General features: G+C 65.5%; 14 protein-coding genes. 11 read left to right on the top strand and 3 right to left on the bottom strand.

The genetic code is table 11. From position 1 onward, the window contains the following. A partial coding sequence (locus IRZ12_RS07135; RefSeq protein WP_296466328.1) for a hypothetical protein occupies nucleotides 1-1,566 on the top strand: 1,566 nt, incomplete at its 5' end. A gap of 62 nt (nucleotides 1,567-1,628) precedes the next feature. Here the strand turns inward: IRZ12_RS07135 and IRZ12_RS07130 are convergent. Further along, nucleotides 1,629-2,555 carry a LysR family transcriptional regulator gene (locus tag IRZ12_RS07130; RefSeq protein ID WP_296466325.1) on the bottom strand — a complete coding sequence of 309 codons (927 nt, stop codon included), beginning with the start codon at nucleotides 2,553-2,555 and terminating at the stop codon, nucleotides 1,629-1,631. A 114-nt stretch (nucleotides 2,556-2,669) separates the two neighbouring features. On the opposite strand from IRZ12_RS07130, the gene metE reads away from it, so the two are divergent. The 5 genes from metE to IRZ12_RS07105 all read left to right on the top strand — a co-directional run bounded on the left by metE (nucleotide 2,670) and on the right by IRZ12_RS07105 (nucleotide 9,118). Beyond that, nucleotides 2,670-4,973, top strand: coding sequence for a 5-methyltetrahydropteroyltriglutamate--homocysteine S-methyltransferase (metE, locus tag IRZ12_RS07125; RefSeq protein ID WP_296466322.1), 2,304 nt, complete (start codon nucleotides 2,670-2,672; stop codon nucleotides 4,971-4,973). 371 nt (nucleotides 4,974-5,344) lie between these two features. Beyond that, a complete protein-coding gene (gene sucC / locus IRZ12_RS07120) occupies nucleotides 5,345-6,508 on the top strand; it encodes an ADP-forming succinate--CoA ligase subunit beta (RefSeq protein ID WP_296466319.1) in 1,164 nt (387 codons plus the stop codon). A gap of 35 nt (nucleotides 6,509-6,543) precedes the next feature. After that, entirely contained in the window at nucleotides 6,544-7,425 is an 882-nt protein-coding gene (sucD, locus tag IRZ12_RS07115) for a succinate--CoA ligase subunit alpha (RefSeq protein ID WP_296466316.1), read from the top strand. Between the two features lie 63 nt (nucleotides 7,426-7,488). Continuing rightward, nucleotides 7,489-8,193 (top strand): TerC family protein, encoded by a 705-nt coding sequence (locus IRZ12_RS07110; protein ID WP_296466314.1) that lies wholly within the window; start codon nucleotides 7,489-7,491, stop codon nucleotides 8,191-8,193. 196 nt (nucleotides 8,194-8,389) lie between these two features. Further along, nucleotides 8,390-9,118 carry a TerC family protein gene (locus tag IRZ12_RS07105; RefSeq protein ID WP_296466312.1) on the top strand — a complete coding sequence of 243 codons (729 nt, stop codon included), beginning with the start codon at nucleotides 8,390-8,392 and terminating at the stop codon, nucleotides 9,116-9,118. 249 nt (nucleotides 9,119-9,367) lie between these two features. Here the strand turns inward: IRZ12_RS07105 and ppc are convergent, their stop codons facing one another. Then, nucleotides 9,368-12,211, bottom strand: coding sequence for a phosphoenolpyruvate carboxylase (gene ppc, locus IRZ12_RS07100; protein WP_296466309.1), 2,844 nt, complete (start codon nucleotides 12,209-12,211; stop codon nucleotides 9,368-9,370). Between the two features lie 164 nt (nucleotides 12,212-12,375). Here ppc and hemC point away from each other — a divergent pair, with 164 nt between their 5' ends. From hemC to ppa, 5 genes are all read left to right on the top strand, one after another. Next, a complete protein-coding gene (gene hemC / locus IRZ12_RS07095; RefSeq protein ID WP_296466306.1) occupies nucleotides 12,376-13,299 on the top strand; it encodes a hydroxymethylbilane synthase in 924 nt (307 codons plus the stop codon). Between the two features lie 3 nt (nucleotides 13,300-13,302). Next, on the top strand, nucleotides 13,303-14,133 hold the full coding sequence (locus IRZ12_RS07090; RefSeq protein ID WP_296466302.1) for a uroporphyrinogen-III synthase: 831 nt from the start codon (nucleotides 13,303-13,305) through the stop codon (nucleotides 14,131-14,133). Continuing rightward, on the top strand, nucleotides 14,130-15,284 hold the full coding sequence (locus IRZ12_RS07085; RefSeq protein WP_296466299.1) for a uroporphyrinogen-III C-methyltransferase: 1,155 nt from the start codon (nucleotides 14,130-14,132) through the stop codon (nucleotides 15,282-15,284). Before IRZ12_RS07090 ends, IRZ12_RS07085 begins: the two co-directional genes overlap by 4 nt. Before the next feature lie 2 nt (nucleotides 15,285-15,286). Continuing rightward, complete coding sequence (locus tag IRZ12_RS07080) at nucleotides 15,287-16,582, top strand: heme biosynthesis HemY N-terminal domain-containing protein (RefSeq protein WP_296466296.1); 1,296 nt, start codon at nucleotides 15,287-15,289, stop codon at nucleotides 16,580-16,582. Between the two features lie 71 nt (nucleotides 16,583-16,653). Then, on the top strand, nucleotides 16,654-17,190 hold the full coding sequence (gene ppa, locus IRZ12_RS07075; RefSeq protein WP_296466294.1) for an inorganic diphosphatase: 537 nt from the start codon (nucleotides 16,654-16,656) through the stop codon (nucleotides 17,188-17,190). Between the two features lie 96 nt (nucleotides 17,191-17,286). On the opposite strand, the gene IRZ12_RS07070 is transcribed toward ppa, so the two are convergent. Then, nucleotides 17,287-19,203 (bottom strand): PAS domain-containing protein, encoded by a 1,917-nt coding sequence (locus IRZ12_RS07070; protein ID WP_296466292.1) that lies wholly within the window; start codon nucleotides 19,201-19,203, stop codon nucleotides 17,287-17,289. Nucleotides 19,204-19,324 lie beyond the last annotated feature (121 nt).

Raw genomic sequence — 19,324 nt, 5'->3', positions numbered from 1 at the left:
GTACTGGCGTCGTGCGGCGGCGGGGGGGATGGCGGAAGTGGCGGCTCGATCCCGGGGGCGCTATCCGTTGCGTGCAGCGGCGCACAATGCGGAGCTGCCGATGCCCAGACGTATCGCGGCAGCGGAGTGGGTGTCTGGCGTTACGACAATAGTGCGTCCGGTGCCACCGCTTCGGTGCCTATCGCGTTGGGCGGCGTAAGCGGCCGTACAGTCACGCTGGTCTTTACCAATGTGTCGGACAACGACGTCACCATGCCTGCGATCAGTGCGTCGGTGGTGGAGCCCCCCTCGTCGGCTACCCAGCAGAAGCCGGGCGATGTCATGCGCATGCCTGGCGTCAACGTGATTCCCCCGCACATTCGCGATTACCAACCACCCATCGAGCGGGCCAGCCAGGCCCCGAGGCAGGATAGGGTCGTGGCGGCCGTCAGCGCCGCAGCGGAAGGCGACACGCGAGAATGGCTGGATGCCGACGGCAGGTCTTTCCTGGCCACGCTTGCGCGGCGGTGGGCGGCCACGGACGGCCGCATGCTCAACATTTGGGTCCAGGACGGCGAGCGGGGCGATGCGAAGATCAGCGATGCCCTGCTCGACTCGATGCAGGCCAAGTTCTCCTCGAACCAGAACTCCATCTATCCCATCGTGACCGATCTCGTCGGGGCCCCCTGGGGGGAGACCGTGGGCGGTGGCTTCATCGGCCCGGACCAGGATCTGCACATCGTGCTGGCCAACCTGACGCCGGATCGTGCTCCTTGGGGCCTGGTGGGCTATTTTTTCAGCGCCAACGCCTTCCTCAAGACTTACGAGCCGCTCAGCAACGAAGCCGTCGCGCTATTCCTGGATACCGAAACCCTGTACCTCGGGGGCGCGCTTGGCAGGAACACGGGCTACACCACCTTGGCCCATGAAATGACGCACATGGTCAACTTCTACCAGCGCGCGGCGCGCATCGGCGCACGCCCGGACTATCGTTTCGCCGTGTGGCTGGAAGAAACCTCGGCGCTCATGATGGAAGACCTGCTCGCGGAGCGGGTGATCCCCGGCTTCAATCCCCTGCGCGACAGCGATTTCGCGAACTGGCTACGCCAAAGCCAGAATTGCGACTACATCCGGGCATGGGAGCCGAGCCCGGGCGCGAGTTGCTTCTCCTACCCCATCGCCGCCAATTTCGGAGGATATTTGCTACGGCATTACGGCATCGGGTTTTATCGCGACCTGGTCCGCAGCACCTCTTCGACCGATTCTTTCACGTTGCTGGACCAAGCGATCAAGCGAGCGGGCGGAGCAGGGGTGCGCGCGGCCTTGCGCGATTGGGGGGCAGCGCTCGCCCTGTTGCCGGCCACGTCGCCGAGCGGCTTCGGTTACCCGCGCCGCGAGGAGGATGGGTACGTGCTACCTGCCGTCAATGGTCCTGACTATGCATCGTCGCGCAACCTGCCGGCGCGTGCGCCATCCGTCCTCAAGGCCTCGGGGCATTTCCCCGTCGTGCGGCGGCCTTCGGGCGCGACCTATTCCGAAACGGTTGCGGTGCCGCCTCGATCGGCCCTGACGGTGGTCGTGCAGTAAGTCGCGTGCCCCGGTCAGGGCCGACCCCAGGCCGGGCGTAGGGGGGCTAGGAGGCTGCCCATTCAACGCCCGGCCCGCGGTGCCCGTATCCCGGCCAGCGTCTTGAACGTCACCTCGCGCGCAATGTCCAGGAAATGCTGGATGTAAGGCGTCTCCTGGTCTTCCACCCGCACGCCGGCATAAAGCGTGCGCCATATGCCATCCGGGCCCAGCCGGCAAGCTTGTAGCAGCCCTTGGTCCAGATACTCCGTCAAGGCCCAGTTCGGCAGGGCGGCGACCCCGCGCCCGCTCGCAACGAGCTGGACGATCATGGGCGTGAGCTCCGTCGTCCGCACTTCAGCGGGTTCCATGTCGGCCGGGTCGAGGAAGGCGGTGAAGACGTCGAGCCGGTCTCGCTCCACCGGGTAGGTAATCAGCGTTTGGTCCTGGAGGTGCGCCGGTTCAATGTATTTGTACATCGCCAGGGGGCTGTGGCGCGCGACGGCCAGCACCAGTTCGTAGCGGAACAGCGGGAAGTAATGCACCGCCTCGAGCTTGACCGGGTCCGACGTGATGACGAGGTCCAGGTCGCCCCGGACCAGCGCAGGCAGCGGGGCGAAGGAGAAGGCCGCGGACAGGTCTAGCACGACTTCCGGCCATTGTTCGCGGAAGACGTCCAGCGCCGGCATCAGCCACTGGAAGCAGGAGTGGCACTCAATGGCAAGGTGCAGGCGCCCGGTGCGGCCGGCGGCGAGCTTTCTGAGTTCCCGCTCGGCCGCGCGCATCCTTGGCAGGACGTCGTCGGCCAGCGCCAAGACGCGCAAGCCGGCGGTAGTGAAGCGTAGCGGCCGGGTGCGGCGGTTGAGCAGTTGCGTGCCCAGCCGCTCTTCCAGTTCGCGCAGCTGGTGAGAGAGTGCGGACTGGGTGACGTGCAGGCGTTCAGAGGCCTCAATGAGGCTGCCGCCGTCGCGTATCGCGACGAGGGTTTCCAGGTGACGGATCTCGAGCATGGCGGAAAACTTGAACTAAATTCATATTGTATATGTAGAACTTGATTTTGATTCACGGCATGGCGCCCGCAGAATGTCTGCCTCTTCTTTTTCGGCATAGGGGATCGAGACATCATGGCGACCTTGCACAATCTCGGCTTTCCGCGCATAGGCGCGCGACGCGAGCTCAAGCGCGCGCTGGAAAGCTATTGGGCCGGCCTTATTTCGGCCGACGAGCTCGAGCGCGTGGGCCGCGAGCTGCGTGCCCGCCATTGGGCAGTCCAGGCGCAGGCTGGCATGGATTGGGTGCCCGTGGGCGATTTCGCGTGGTACGACCACGTGCTGGAATGGTCGGCGACCTTGGGGGCGGTGCCTGCGCGCTTTGGCCAGCCAGGGGACGAGCCCGTGGCGCTGGACACCGTGTTTCGCATGGCCCGCGGCCGCGCCCCGGCCGGTGCGCCGGCGGCGGCCTGCGAGATGACCAAGTGGTTCGACACGAATTACCACTACCTTGTGCCGGAACTGCACCCTGGCCAGCGGTTTCGGGTGGCGCGCACGGCGTTGTTCGACCAAGTGCGCGAAGCCCACGCGCTCGGCCATGCCGTCAAGCCAGTCATCCCGGGGCCGTTGACCTGGCTATGGCTGGGCAAGGGAGAGTCCTACGCCGGCGCAGGCGATGCCGCGAAGCTGGCGCTGCTACCCGCGCTGTTGCCTGTCTATGAAGAGGTGCTCGGACGCCTGGCGGCCGAGGGCGTGCAATGGGTGCAAATCGACGAACCCATACTCGTGCTGGACCTTCCTGCGAGCTGGCGCAACGCGTTCGCGGGAGTGTACGGGCGCCTGGCGCGCATGTCGGCGCCCATCCTCCTTGCGACCTACTTCGGAGGGCTGGGGGACAATCTGCCTGCCGCCCTGGATTTGCCCGTGGCCGGGCTGCACGTTGATCTCGTGCGGGCACCCGAGCAGCTGGAGGCGGTCGCGGCCGGCTTGCGGCCCGGCCAGGTGCTGTCGGCCGGAGTCATAGACGGCCGCAACGTCTGGCGGGCGGACCTGGATGCATGGCTCGCACGCCTGTCGCCGGTCGCGACATCCCTGGGCGAACGCTTGTGGTTGGCGCCTTCCTGCTCCCTGCTACACGTGCCGGTGGACCTCGACGAGGAGGACGCGCTCGACGACGAGCTAAAAGGCTGGCTCAGCTTTGCCCACCAGAAACTCGACGAGTTGGCGCTGCTGCGCAAGGCCTTGGGCCCGGGGGGCGCCGCCGAATCGCCGGTCGCCGAAGCGCTGGCGAGGCAGCGCTGCGCCCTTGAGGCGCGCGCCCGTTCGCGCCGCATTCACGACCCGCGAGTTTGGGAGGCCGTGGCGGCGTCCCGCGAGCTGAGCCTCCGGCGCCCACCTTTCGGAGAGAGGATTGCGTTGCAGCGGGCGCGGCTGCGCTTGCCCTGCTTTCCCACCACCACGATCGGCTCTTTTCCCCAGACGCCGGAGATCCGGGGCCTGCGGCGCGCTTGGCGCGACGGTTCGCTCAGCGACGCCGCGTACGAGAAGGCGCTGCGGCAGGCCATCGCGGACTGCATCGCCTTCCAGGAGCGCATCGGGCTGGACGTCCTGGTGCATGGCGAGTTCGAGCGCAATGACATGGTGGAGTACTTCGGCGAACTGATGGCCGGCTTCGCCTTTACCCGGAACGGATGGGTACAGAGCTATGGGTCGCGCTGCGTGAAGCCCCCCATTCTCTACGGAGACGTCTCGCGCCCGGCGCCGATGACCGTCGGCTGGACCACGTATGCGCAGTCGCTCACCGACAAGCCGGTCAAGGCGATGCTCACGGGACCCGTCACCCTGTTGCAGTGGTCTTTCGTGCGCGACGACCAGCCGCGCAGCGAGACTTGCCGCCAGCTGGCGCTGGCGCTGCGCGAAGAGGTGCTGGATCTGGAGGCAGCCGGCATTCGGATCATCCAGATCGACGAACCCGCATTCCGCGAAGGGCTACCCCTGCGTCGTTCGCAATGGCCAGGGTACCTGCGGTGGGCGGTAGACTGCTTCCGGCTCGCCGCCGCGGGCGTCCGGGACGATACGCAGATTCACACGCACATGTGTTATTCGGAGTTCAATGACATCATCGAAGCCATTGCCGAGATGGATGCGGATGTGATCACGATCGAAACCTCGCGCTCGAACATGGAGCTGCTTGCGGCCTTCGAGGATTACCGCTATCCCAACGACATCGGCCCTGGCGTCTATGACATCCATTCCCCGAACGTGCCGGACGTCGAATGGATGGTCGGGCTCATGCGCAAGGCCCGGGCGCGGTTGCCCCCGGAGCGTCTGTGGGTGAATCCGGACTGCGGCTTGAAGACGCGGGGCTGGCCCGAGACCGAGGCTGCGCTCAGCAAAATGGTGGAGGCGGCACATCGGCTGCGCGGCGAGGCGGCGTAAGGCCGCTGCCGGCAGCGCAAAAACGCGATACAACCTGGACCGCAGGTTCCGGGCAACCCCGGGAGCGGCCGGCATGGCCGCCTGGGTTATACTCTCCGGGTTTTATCGCCTGCCCATTGCTTCCACGCTGCGCCCGTTTGCCAGCGCCTGATGCAATCGGGCGTCCTTTAGCGCATGTCCGTAACCGCAGACCGCCTCGCTATGCGAACGCCCACGGCCTCGCTCGTCCCGAGCGCGGGTGCGTGGGCATTTGTCCATCCGGCCGTGGCCACGAAGGCGCTATCTCCATCCGTAGCCAGGCGCATGACTCCTCATGGCGCTGGTCATCTTCAACCGAACATTCAACGTCTCCCCGACAGCGAAGGCTCCGCATGAAAATCCACGAGTATCAGGGCAAAGAGCTTCTGAAGAAATTTGGCGTCACCGTTCCGCGCGGCATCCCCGCGTTTTCGGTAGACGAGGCCGTCAAGGCCGCTGAACAACTGGGCGGTCCGGTTTGGGTCGTAAAAGCCCAGATCCACGCGGGCGGCCGCGGCAAGGGCGGTGGCGTCAAGCTTGCGCGATCCATCGAGGAAGTGCGTACGCTGGCCAGCCAGATCCTGGGCATGCAGTTGGTCACGCACCAAACCGGCCCCGAGGGCCAGAAAGTGCGCCGCCTGCTGATCGAGGAAGGCGCCGACATCAAGAAGGAGCTGTACGTCGGCATCGTCACCGACCGCAGCTCGCAGCGCGTTTGCGTGATGGCTTCCAGCGAAGGCGGCATGGAGATCGAAGAGGTCGCCCACGCCACCCCCGAGAAAATCCTCAAGGTGTTCGTCGACCCGGCAACCGGCTTGACCACCGAGGAAGCTTCGCAGCTGGCCCGTGGCATCGGCGTTCCCGAGGCTTCGGTTGCCGACGCGGCCGAGCAGATCCAGAAGCTGTACACCTGCTACGTCGAAACCGACGCCGACCTGGCGGAAATCAACCCCCTGATCGTCACCGGCGCGGGCAAGATCGTCGCGTTGGACGCCAAGTTCAACTTCGACTCGAACGCCCTGTTCCGCCATCCCGAAATCGTGGCATACCGCGACACGGATGAGGAAGATCCGGCCGAGATCGAGGCCAGCAAGTTCGGCCTGGCATACATCCAGCTCGACGGTAACATCGGCTGCCTCGTCAACGGCGCCGGCCTGGCCATGGCCACCATGGACACCATCAAGCTGTTCGGCGGCGAGCCGGCCAACTTCCTCGACGTCGGTGGTGGCGCCACGGCCGAGAAGGTGACCGAGGCCTTCAAGATCATGTTGAAGAACCCCGGCCTGAAAGCCATCCTGGTCAACATCTTTGGCGGCATCATGCGCTGCGACGTCATCGCCGAAGGCGTGATCGCCGCGTGCAAGGCCGTCAGCCTGAGCGTACCGCTGGTGGTGCGCATGAAGGGCACCAACGAAGAGCTCGGCAAGAAAATGCTCGCCGACTCCGGCCTGCCCATCATCAGCGCCGACACGATGGCCGAAGCCGCCACCGCCGTCGTGGCCGCTGCCAAGAAGTAATCGTTGCGCTCAGCAAAGGATATTAAGGACTCGAAATGTCGATTCTGATCAACAAAGATACCAAGGTCATCACGCAGGGGATCACCGGCAAGACCGGTCAATTCCACACCCGCATGTGCCGCGAGTACGCCAACGGCAAGAACTGCTTCGTGGCCGGCGTGAATCCCAAGAAGGCCGGCGAAGACTTCGAAGGCGTGCCCATCTACGCCAGCGTGGCCGAGGCCAAGGCTGCCACCGGCGCCACCGTGTCGGTCATCTACGTGCCGCCCGCGGGCGCTGCCGCCGCGATCTGGGAAGCCGTCGAGGCCGACCTGGACCTCGTGATCTGCATCACGGAAGGCATCCCCGTGCGCGACATGCTGGAAGTGCGCAATCGCATGCGTGCTCAGAACAAGCGCACGCTGCTGCTCGGACCCAACTGCCCGGGCCTCATCACGCCCGACGAAATCAAGATCGGGATCATGCCCGGCCACATCCACCGCAAGGGCCGCATCGGCATCGTCAGCCGTTCGGGCACCCTCACGTACGAAGCCGTGGCGCAGGTCACCGAGCTGGGCTTGGGCCAGTCGAGCGCGGTGGGCATCGGCGGCGACCCGATCAACGGCCTCAAGCACATCGACGTGCTGAAGATGTTCAATGACGATCCCGACACCGACGCCGTCATCATGATCGGCGAAATCGGCGGTCCGGACGAAGTCAATGCCGCGCAGTGGGCCAAGGACAACATGAAGAAGCCCATCGTCGGCTTCATCGCGGGCGTCACCGCACCTCCCGGAAAGCGCATGGGTCATGCCGGCGCGCTGATCTCTGGCGGCGCCGACACGGCGCAGGCCAAGCTCGAGATCATGGAAGCCTGCGGCATCAAGACCACCAAGAACCCGTCTGAAATGGGTAAGTTGCTCAAATCCGTGTTGTAAAAAACCAAGCCTAAACGGGCGCGGCGCAATTTGCCGCGCCCGTCGGCGTTTAAGGAGAACGGCGTGGAATTTGGTTCAGTGGCCTTCTTTCTGGCTCTCATTCAAATCATCTGGGTGAACATCCTGTTGTCGGGGGACAACGCGGTGGTCATCGCGCTGGCGGCGCGTTCGCTGCCGGCCCATCAACAAAAGAAAGCAATCGTGATCGGCTCTGCGGCCGCCATCGTGATGCGTATCATCCTGACGCTGGTTGCGGCCCAGTTGCTGCAACTGCCCTGGTTGAAACTGATCGGCTCGCTGCTGTTGCTGTACATCGGTGTTTCGCTGTTGCTGCCGGAAGGTGAAGAGGACGAAGGCAAGCTGGCCAAGGACGGCCTGATGGCCGCCATCCGCACCATTCTCATTGCGGACCTGGTCATGAGCCTGGACAACGTGATCGCCGTCGCGGCCGCGGCCATGGGCAACACGGTGCTGCTGGTGCTGGGCCTGGCCATCAGCATTCCGCTGGTGATCTTCGGCAGTGCGCTGTTGCTCAAGGTGATCGAGCGCTTCCCGCTCATCGTCTGGCTGGGCGCAGCCCTGCTCGGATTCATCGCGGGCGAATTGTTCGTCAACGATCCCGCGGTTCATGCCGACGCGATCGAGGCTTCCATGGGGCTCAGCCATCATGGGGCGGAGATTTCGGCCGGCCTGATCGGTGCTCTCATCGTGCTGATCGTGGGCAAGGTGCTGATGTCTCGCCGCCGCTCGAGCGACCAGACCGTCTGACGGACGGGCGGTCTTACGTTATTGTGGTAGTGTGCCGGTCTGGCCAGGATGCCGGGCCGGTTTCCCCCCGAAGGGCTTTCTTTGCATGCGGGTGCAGCGAAGGTTCTCGGAAGGCGCAGGAATACTAAAAAATGGGTGAGTGGATCTTTCCGGGGGGAAAGACCCACTCGTCCGGGTCTGTTTTAGGGAGCTACACGTGCTTGAATTTCTCCAGACGCTCAGCTGGGCTGCGGTACTGCAAATCATTTTCATCGATATTCTGCTGGGTGGAGACAACGCCGTTGTCATCGCCATGGCTTGCCGCAACCTGCCGCCGAAGCGGCGTATGCAAGGCATTCTTTGGGGCACGGCGGGCGCTATCGTTCTACGGGTGGTGCTGATCGCATTCGCGGTCACGATGCTGCAGATTCCGTTCCTGAAAGTCGTCGGTGGGCTACTGCTGTTCTGGATCGGCATCAAGCTGCTCGTGCCCGAAGATGAGGGGCACGGCAACATCGAGGGCGGCGCGACGCTGCTGGGCGCGGTCAAGACCATCATCGTGGCCGATTTCGTCATGAGCCTGGACAACGTGATCGCCATCGCCGGCGCCGCCCAGCGTGCGGACGAGGCACACCAGCTTGGCCTGGTCATCTTCGGCCTGCTGGTGAGCGTGCCCATCATCATCTGGGGCAGCACGCTGGTCCTGAAGCTGATCGACCGCTTCCCCATCGTGGTCACGTTCGGCGGGGCGCTCCTGGGGTGGATCGCCGGCGGCATGTTGGTGACCGACGTCGCGGTGCAGAACAACCTCATCCAGCCATCGTCGCTCGCACAGTACAACACTCAGATCACCTACGCTGCCGAAATCGTGGGTGCGCTGATCGTCGTGGCCGTGGGCACGTGGCTGGCACGGCGCAAGAAGACCGAGGCTGTCGAGCAAGCCTGATCGCAGTCTGCGGCACCTGGCGTGCCGCTTCGCCGACGACGCCCTGCCTGGCAGGGCGTCGTCATTTGTAGGGTATGAATCCAAGTTGCATCGCCCACAGGCGGTGCCAGAGGTGGTTATGCACGGAAGAGAAAAGGGATTGACGCTGATGCAGTTGCTCGTGCTGATCGGCGTGGCGGGGGTCGCGATTGCGGTGGCGGTGCATTACCTGCGCTGATCCCTCCTGGGGCCAGCGCAGGCGATTCGCCGTCACCCGCTATTGCGCAGGCCGGCGGCAATTCCATTGATGGTCAGGTGAATGCCGTTCTGGGTCCTGCCTGCCGACTCGCTTTTGGCGCGTCCCCGCCTGGCGCGTTCGGCGCGATAGCGACGCAGCAGCTCGATCTGCACGTGATTGAGCGGATCGATGTAGGCGATGCGGTCGCGTATCGAGCGCGCGAGGGAGGGATTGTCCGCGAGGAGCTGGCGGCGGCCGGTGATGAGCTTGAGGGCGCTCATCGTCCGTTTCCATTCGTCGCTAATGGTGCTGAAAATCCGCTTGCGCAGCGCCGCGTTCGGCACCAGTTGCGCGTACCGGGAAGCGATGACCAAGTCCGTCTTGGCCAGCACCATTTCCATGTTCGAGAGCAGCGTGCGGAAGAATGGCCATTCGCTGGCCATGGCCTGCAAGTGCTGCACGCGCGCGCGGCGGGTTCCTTCTCCGTGGCGCAGATATTCCTCGATGGCCGAACCCATGCCGTACCATCCCGGGAGCAGCAGACGGCATTGTCCCCACGAGAATCCCCAGGGAATGGCACGCAGGTCTTCGATGCGGTTCGTGGCCTTGCGCGAGGCAGGGCGCGAGCCGATGTTGAGCTCTGCGATCTCGAAGATGGGCGTGGACGCAAAGAAGTAATCGGCGAATCCCGGCGTTTCGTACACCAGTGCGCGGTACGCCGCCATCGCGGTTTTCGACAGGCGATCCATGGTCGTACCATACGTGGCGAATAGCGCATCCTCGGCCGAGGCGCTTTCCGTGCTGTCGGCCAGGCTGGCCTCGAGCGTTGCGGCCGTCAGCAGCTCCAGGTGCCAGCGGCCGATGTCGGCGTCTTTGTATTTGCTCTGAATGACTTCGCCTTGCTCGGTGAGGCGTATTTGCCCCGCCACGGTGCCGGGCGGCTGCGCCAGGATCGCGTCGTAGCTGGAGCCGCCACCGCGGCCCACGGTGCCGCCGCGGCCGTGGAATAACCTGAGCCGTACCTTGCGCGCCGCGAACACTTCGACCAACGCACGCTCGGCCTGATAGAGCGACCAGTTCGAGGTGAGGTAGCCGCCGTCCTTGTTGCTGTCGGAATATCCCAGCATGACCTCCTGAACGCCGCGCTGGGCGCGCTTCACGCGGGCCCGGACTTCCGGCAGGTCCAGGAACTGCGCCATGATGCGGGGCCCCTCTGCGAGGTCGGGAATGGTCTCGAACAGGGGCACGACCATCAAGCCCTCGCCTTCCGCCGGGGGGCGATCCCGGTTGCCTCCGCTTCCGGGGGCGATGAGCCCGGTTTCTTGTTGCAGGAGGAGCACCTCCAGCAGGTCGCTCACGGATTCGGCATGGGAAACGATGGCGTGGAGCACCGCTTGTGTGCCGAAGCGCTCGCGAGCTTGCGCAGCGGCGCGGAAGATCTCCAGCTCGCGCGTCGTTTCTTCGCTGTACGAGATCCAGGGGGAAACCAGCGGGCGGGGCTGGGCGAGCTCTCGTCGTAGGAGCGCAATGCGCGCCGCTTCGTCCAGGGCCGCGTAGTCGGCTTCCACGCCCGCGCGTGCCAGGAGTTCGGCCACCGTGCGTTCGTGTACGTCGGAACTTTGGCGCAGATCGAGGGTGGCCAGGTGGAAACCGAACACTTCCACGGCTTGCCGTAGCCCAGCCAGGCGTAGCCGGGCGACGGGAGAAGCATGGTGTTCGTCGAGCGACTCCGCGAGAATGGCGAGGTCGGCAGCGAATTCGCTGGGGCGCGCGTAGGGCGGGGCCGGCTGGGCTTCCCGCCGGGCGAGCTCGCGACCGGTCAAGGCGCGCGCCGTGGCGGCCAGGCGAGCATAAACGCCGATCAAGGCGCGCCGGTAGGGTTCGTCGCGGCGATGCTCGGAAACGTCGCCTCCCTGTTCGGCCAGCGCCAGCAAGGCACCGGTGGCCGGGGTCAGCAGCGAGCTCATGGAGAGCTCGGCGCCCAGGGCGTGCGTTTCGTCGAGGTAATACTCGAAAACCGTTGCGCTTTGGCGCAGTAGCGCCAAGTTCAAGGTCTCTGCGCAGACGTTCGGGTTGCCGTCGCGGTCGCCTCCTATCCAGCTGCCCATGCGCAGGAAGGCCTTGAACGGATCGGGCAGGGGGCCGAACGGATCGCCCGGTTCTCGGCCCAAGAGGCGCGATAAATGCGCGTAGAGTTGAGGGATGACCGGCAGGAAGGTGCTGCGGTAGTACGACAGCGCGTTCTCGATCTCGTCGGCGACGGTGAGACGGGAGTTGCGCAGCATGCGCGTCTGCCACAAGGTCGCGATGCGGCCCAGCAACGCCAGCGTCTGCTCGAACGCTTCCTCCGTCGAATGCGGCAGGTCCCGGCCCTGCAGTAGGTGGGCGATTTCCTTGTGCACGTCCAACGTGCTCTTGCGCTGCACTTCCGTCGGGTGTGCGGTCAGCACCGGCGAGATTAGTGCGTCGTCCAGGAGTTGGCGCATCCGTGCCTGGCTGACCCCGGCCGCCCGCAGGCGTGTCACGGCGTCCTGCAGGCTGCCGCGCGCAGGTGCATCCTGCCGCAGGAGGCGGGCGCGCCGGCGGCGGTTCTGGTCGCGGTCTTCCGCGATATTGGCCAGGTGCAGGTAGTAGGTGAAGGCGCGCACCACGGAATTGGCTTCATCGGGCGTGAGCTGCTTGAGGCGCCTTTCCAGCGCACGGCCATCGCTGGCGTTGCCGTCGCGCCGGAACCGCACGGCCATGCGGCGTACGGTTTCTATGGTGTCGAATACGCCGGCGCCTTCGCTGGCGCGGATGACGTCGCCTAGGAGCCGGCCAAGTAGTCGAATGTCGTTGCGTAGAGGAAGATCGGGGTCGTGAGGCGAGGAAGTCATGTCGCGTCGAGCTTGTGTCGTCGTTGGCATGGGTGGCTGCATGGGCTGGGTGAGGCGCGACGGCAAGCATGCCACGAAAAGCGGCGCCGCATCGAATACTTCTATAATTTCCCCGGCATGGCCGCATGCGCAAACGCCCGTCCCCACCTAGCAGAGACTTCCCTTTGAATACCGATCGCTTGATCATCGCCACGCGCGAAAGCCAGTTGGCCCTGTGGCAGGCCCAGCACGTCCAGGAGAAGCTGCGCGCGCTGTATCCCCAATGCCGCGTCGAGCTGCTCGGGATGACGACGCGCGGCGACCGCATTCTCGACCGTACGCTGTCCAAGGTCGGCGGCAAGGGCTTGTTCGTCAAGGAGCTGGAAACGGCGCTGCTGGACGGGCGTGCCGACCTCGCCGTGCACTCGCTCAAGGACGTGCCGGTGGATCTGGCTTCCGAGTTTGCGCTCTGCGCCGTCATGGAGCGCGAAGATCCGCGCGATGCGCTGGTGTCGCCGCGCTATGGCAGCTTGGCCGAGATGCCTCCGGGTGCGGTGGTGGGCACGTCCAGCCTGCGACGCGAGGCGCAAGTGCGGGCGCGCTATCCGGAGCTCCAGGTCAAGCCCTTGCGCGGTAATCTGCAGACTCGCCTGGCGAAGCTGGATCGCGGCGAATACGACGCCATCGTCCTGGCGGCCGCGGGGCTGCGGCGCCTCGGGCTGGGCGATCGCATCCGCATGCTGCTGTCGCCGGACGACAGCCTGCCTGCCGCCGGACAGGGCGCGCTGGGCATAGAAATCCGCGCCGACCGGGAGGACCTGCGCGCCTTGCTGGCACCTCTCACCCACGCGCCGACCATGGCGCAGGCACTCGCCGAGCGCGCCGTGTCGCGACGGCTGGGGGGATCGTGCCAAGTGCCCCTCGCTGCGCACGCCGAAACGCAAGCAGACGTCCTGCGGCTGCGCGCGATGGTGGCCATGCCTGACGGCACCCGTTTGGTGCGCGCCGAACGGGTCGGTCCCGTTTCACAGGCGGAAGCCTTGGGCCTGGAAGTGGCCGACGATCTCTTGCGGGCCGGAGCGGCCGAACTGCTCGCTGCTTTAGGCTGATCCATGTTTTCGTTGCCCAGTGCGCCGACTGTCGTCCTGACGCGCCCCGAAGGCCAAAACGAAAGTTTGGCGAGGACGCTGGCGGCGCGTGGCTGGCTGGTGCTGGATGCGCCGGCGCTGCGCCTGACGCCGCGGGAAGGCCCAGCACCCGACCCAGCGGATTTCGGGCTCGTCGTATTCGTCAGCGGCAACGCGGTCCGCTTCTTCCTGGACAAATGGCTGGCATCGGCCGGCCCCGCTTGGTCTTGGCCGCGGCACGTCGCGGCAGCGGTGGTCGGCCCGTCCAGTGGCCGGGCCTTGCGTGCCCATCCTGCATTCGGCGCGGCGCCGCGGGTCATCCAGCCGGCCGACGATAGCCCGCAGTTCGATTCCGAGGCGCTGTGGCAAGTGCTGGCCGCCGACCCTTTGCCCGCCAGGGCGTTGATCGTGCGCGGTGGCCGCGAGGGCGGGCAGGGCAGCGGTCGCGAATGGCTGGCGGAGCGCTTGCGCGAGGCTGGCGTCGTGCTCACTGTCTATGCGGCCTATTGCCGGCAGCCGCACGTCTGGTCGCCGGAACTGCTCGCGGCGCTACGGGCGCTGGCCCGGCAGGGGCGGCCCGTGACCTGGCTGCTGACCAGTGCCGAAGGGGTGGATGCCGTGCGTGCGCAATTGAGCGAGCATGGCCTGCTCGACTGGTGGGCGGATTGTCGCCTGATAGCAACCCATCCGCGCATCGCCCGGCATCTAATAGCAGTGCTCGGCCAAGCCAGGCCGGAGCGCGGCGAACCGCCAATGTTACAAACTTGCGCGCCCAGGGATGAGGCCATCCTGGCCGCGATAGAATCGGTGTCATGACTGCATCCGAGAACGCTCCTCCCGCTTCCCAGGGTTCCGCGCCCCACGAATCCCGTCCGGCAGCCGAGCGCGCCAACCGCCTCCCGAAGGGGCGCTCCCACCGTTCCTTCCCTTGGCTCGGCACGGTGCTGGCTTTCGCACTGATCGTGATCGTGGTGCTCGCGGCCGCATTGTGGCGCCAGCAGCAGCTGGTCGATGCCATCGGCCGCGAATCTGCCCGCCGCTTCAACGAAATCGATTCCTTCGCCCGGGAGGCGCAAGCACGCGCGCGCCAAGCGCTGTCCGTGGCACAGGGGACGAACGACCGGCTTGCCGTGCTCGAGTCCAAGGTCTTGGAGTCCCAGAGCCAGCAGGCTGCGCTCGAGCAGCTCTACCAGGAACTGTCGCGTGGCGAAGATGAGTGGATCCTGATCGAAGTCGAGCAGGCGCTTTCCATCGCCGCACAGCAGCTCCAGCTGGCAGGCAATGTGCAGAATTCCATCGCCGCGCTGCAAGTGGCCGACGCCCGGCTGGCGCGCGCCGATCGTCCCCAGTTCGCGGCGGTGCGCCGGGCCATCGCGCAGGACCTGGAGCGCCTGCGCGGCCTGCCGTCCATCGACGTCGCAGGCTTGGTGGTCAAGCTCGACCAGCTGATCGCCTTGCTCGACCGCCTGCCGCTGCTCTCGACGGTGCAGCCTGCCGAACCAGATTCCGCCCAAGCTCGACCTGCCGAGCCTGCCGAGCCGCAGCCTGCCGTGGAAGATGAGCGTTGGTGGAAACCGGCTTTCGCCTGGTGGGCGTCGCTGCGCGACAGTTTCATGCACGACCTGCGCGACCTGATCCGCATCCGTCGCATCGACAAGCCCGAAGCGCTGCTGGTTTCGCCCGAGCAAGGCGCCATCGTGCGCGAGAATCTCAAGCTGCGCCTGCTCAACGCCCGGCTCGCCCTGCTGTCGCGGCAGGAGCAGGCGTGGCGTGCCGACCTGGATGCGGTCTCGCAGGCGCTGCAGGCTTATTTCGACCCTGCCGCTCCGGCGACGCGGAACGCGATGGCGCTGCTCAAGCAGATACGCGACACCGACATCACCATCGAACTCCCCACCCTCAACGATAGCCTTGCGGCGGTGCGGTCGGTGTTGCCGCGCAGCGGGGCGCAGGGCGCGCAGAGGTAGACATGCGCACCTGGTTCTGGACACTGCTGTTGCTGGTTGCCGCCGTGGGCGTCGCGGTGGGGCTGCGCTATCACTCGGGCAACGTCGCGCTGCTCTTGCCTCCTTACCGCGTGGAGCTGTCGGCCAGCTTGGCTGCGTTGATCCTGGTCGTCTTGTTTGTGGTGCTGTACGGCGCGTTGCGGGCCATAGCGTGGACATTGCAATTGCCCGTCCGGGTGCGCCGCTGGCGCGAGCGTCGCGCGCTTGCCCAGCAGCAGGAGCTGCTTGAGCGGGGCTGGATCAACCTGCTGGAAGGGCGCTACGCAAAGGCCGAGTCCGACATGAGCCGCGTGGCTGGCCAGACCGATGTTCCTTCCCGCAGGGTGCTGTCCAGCCTCTCTGCGGCCCGCGCGGCACACGCCATGCAAGAATTCGAACGGCGCGATGCGCTGATCGCGCAGGCGCGCGAGGCGGCCGGGAACGACGCATCCCTGACGCCGGCAGTGACCATCGTCGAGGCCGAGATGTTGCTCGACCAACAGCGGCCGGAAGAGGCATTGGCCTTGCTGTCGCAGCTCCATGAAAACGGGCCGCGCCATTTGCATACGCTCAGGCTGACGCTGCGTGCGCATCGCGACCTGGGGCATTGGGGTGAGGTGCTCAAGCTGGCGCGCAACTTGTCCAAGCGCAACGCGCTGCATCCCGTCGCAGGCAGCCGCATGATCGCCCAGGCGGCAGCCGAGCTGCTGCGTTCCGCCAATGACCCTGGCGCCCGGCGTGCCATCTGGAAAGACTTGAAAGACGATGAGCGCGTGCTGCCGGAGGTGGCCCTGGCGGGTGCCGCCGTGTTCGAGGCGGACGGCGACGAGCTGCGCACGCGCACAATTCTCGAAAATGCGCTCGACGCGCAATTGACGCCGGAGCTCTTGCGGGCTTATGCGCGCTGCAGCCCAGACCAGATCCAGCCGCGGCTGGAAAAAGCGGAGGGCTGGCTGCGCGAGTCTCCGAACGATCCCGACTTGTTGCAGGCGCTCGGCACGCTTTGCCTGTGCGGCCGCCTGTGGGGGCCGGCCCAACGTTATCTCGAGCGCAGCCTGGGCGAGCGTGACGACCCGCGCACTCACGCCTTGCTGGCGAGCCTGTACGATCGTACCGATCGCGCTGCGGAAGCCGTGCGTCATTGGCGGCTAGCGACCGAGGGCATGATAGGCGTGCCCGTGCTCAAGGCCGACGACGCGGTGCTGTTCGGGCCGACCTCGGCGAGCCCGCAATTCGAAAGCGAAGAGGCCGTCGCGCCCGATCGCGCCGCCGGACTGTGATCCGGCGTCCAACCCTCCATGCTGGCTGCTCGCGGCCGGTCCGATTTTTTTGTCCTACGTTTTAGTCTGTTATGAATCTCGATCGAGTCGGTCCCGGCAAGAAGGCGCCGGAAGAATTCAACGTCATCATTGAGATCCCGATGAACGCGGATCCGATCAAGTACGAAATCGACAAAGAGACCGGCGCGCTCTTCGTCGACCGTTTCATGATGACGGCCATGCACTATCCGTGCAATTACGGCTATGTGCCGCAAACGCTGTCCGACGACGGCGATCCCGTCGACGTGCTGGTCATCACGCCGCATCCCGTCGCAGTGGGCGCCGTCGTGCGGTGCCGGCCCATCGGGATACTCAACATGGACGACGAGGCGGGTGGCGATGCGAAACTGCTGGCCGTGCCGGTGGACAAGATCCTGCCGATCTATCGGGACTGGCAGAAACCTGAAGATCTCCCCCCCGAGTACCTGCTGCGCATCCAGCACTTCTTCGAGCATTACAAGGACTTGGAGAAGGGCAAGTGGGTCAAGGTCAAGGGCTGGGACGGCCCCGATGCCGCCCGCCAAGAGATCTCGCAGGGCATCACCCGTCACCAGCAAGCCGGCAAGTAAAGGCCGTCGCGCCGGTGCGAAGCGCCGAGGTGGCAGGCTTCGCGCCCATCCCGACGCACTCCCGCGAACCCGCTCGATGGGTGCGCGGGAGTTTTTTTATGCTTGGATGGCCGGAGCGTGGGGAAGGGTAAAGCGCAGGGTCGCGCCTTTGCCGGGCTCGCCGTGCGCGACGATGCGTCCGCCGTGGCGTTCGATGATGCGCCGGCAGTGGGCCAGCCCGACGCCGGTGCCGTCGAAGTCCCGGTTCGAATGGAGGCGGTTGAACATGGTGAAGAGTTTGCCCGCGTGCCGCATGTCGAAACCGGCGCCGTTGTCGCGTATGTTGATCGCGGTCGCTTGGTCGTATACGTCGGCCCAGATCTCGATGAGCGGATCGGGGGTGTAACGGGTGAACTTGATCGCGTTGTCGATCAGGTTCACCAGGACCAGGCGGATGAGATTGGGATCAGCGAAAACCCGCGGTAGCTCGTCGATACGCCAGGTGATCGAGCGGTCGCCGAGGTTCGCGCTCAATTCTGCGCGGATTTCTTCCACCATGGGGCCCAGCGGCCAGAGGGAAGGCACGATGCCCGCGCGCCCGAGCCGGGAGAGCTCGAGCAATGCGTCGATGGTGCGGTTCATGCGCTCGGCCGTGGTCAACAGGGCGGACAGCATGGGCTTGAGGTCGCTGCCAGGCTTGTCCGTCTTGCGTAGCATGATGTCGGCCGCCGACATGATTTGGCGCGCAGGGGCGCGCAAATCGTGGCTGACCGAACTGGTGAAGGCTTCTAGTTCTGCGGTGCGCTCGGCCACCCGCAATTCCAGGGTTTCATTCAGCTGGCGTATCTTGTTTTCGTGCATGCGGCGCTCGGTTACGTCGACGCAGAACAATTCCACGCGCTGTTTACCGTCGCGGGTGACGCTGATCGCGGCCAGCTCGATGTCCCGCTTCTGGCCGTCGAGCGCGACGAGCCGGTACGGCTTGAACTCGGCAAAACCTGGAGCCTGGGAGAGATCGTTGATGCGGCGGCGTACTTTTTCGCGGTCTTTCTCGATGATGAAATCGGAGAAAGACCGCCCGATGACGCGGCCCGGCCAGTCGGCCGAGAGCATCATCTGCGCGGCAGGATTGGCATAGATCAACAGGCCGTCGACATGGCTGAGAATGCCGATGGGCGCATGCTCGATCACGGCCTTGTACATCGATTCCCGTTCGACGAGTCCGTGTTGTGCCCGCACGGTGTCCGTCACGTCGACCAGCATCATCAGCGTCGCTTTCGCCGTTCCCTCTTCGCCCTGGTGAGGCGAGAGGAAGACGTCGAATTCGCGTTGTACGTTGTCAGGCGTCGTGAAGGGCAGCCGGAAATTCACCGCGTCGCCGCGCGAGGCCCGCTCGAGTGGGGCGGCGAAAAGCGACGCGGCGCGGCGGGGCCAAAGCTCCCGGACCGTCCGGCCCAACACGATGGCGGAGGATTTGTCCAGTAGCCTGAGGTAAGGAGCGTTGGCGTAGGTGAGGATGCCATCCTCGTCAGCGATCGCGATCGGGTGCGGCAAGGCGTCGAGCAAAGGCTCTAGGCGCGCTGCCGGTTGGCGCGGCGCGGCCCGTGCGGCGTGGCCCGCTGCTTCGACGATGGCGGCTTGCAGGGCGGGCAGGCACAAGTGGACGATGGCGACCGACAGCAGGGCAGTGATGGCGAACAGTGGGGCCGGCGGTATGTCGGGCATGCGCCAGACGAGCGGCACCGGGCCCATGATCGCGCGCCAAAAGTCGAGCAGCGACGTGAATACTACGCATGCCACGACCAGCAAGGCCGACTCGCGCAGCGGAAGGATGATGGCGCCGACCACGAGTGTCGCGATCAGCGGCAAGGCGATCGGCCAACGCAGGCCGCCGGTGACGGCGCAGGCCAGGAGCGCAAGGATCGAGAACGAATAGACGAGGCGGCGTCCGCGCAGGCGGGGCCGAGCCATGCGCGACGCGGGGGCGGCATCGCGCGCATCGTTCCCATGCAGGCTCGCTCGGTCGGCGGACATCGGGGCTGACGCTATCAACTGAAATAAAAAGTTACGTTTTTACGTTGAGCGCGCCATTGTACCCGCGTTGGGCAAAGACGAAAAATCCTGGGGCGGGCTTAGCCGGCAGCCGTTTCCGAGG

This window comes from Pigmentiphaga sp. (assembly GCF_019689535.1).
Classification (GTDB): domain Bacteria; phylum Pseudomonadota; class Gammaproteobacteria; order Burkholderiales; family Burkholderiaceae_B; genus Pigmentiphaga.
Note: the sequence above shows the minus strand (reverse complement) of the source record. Positions and strands in the feature narration are given on the sequence as shown.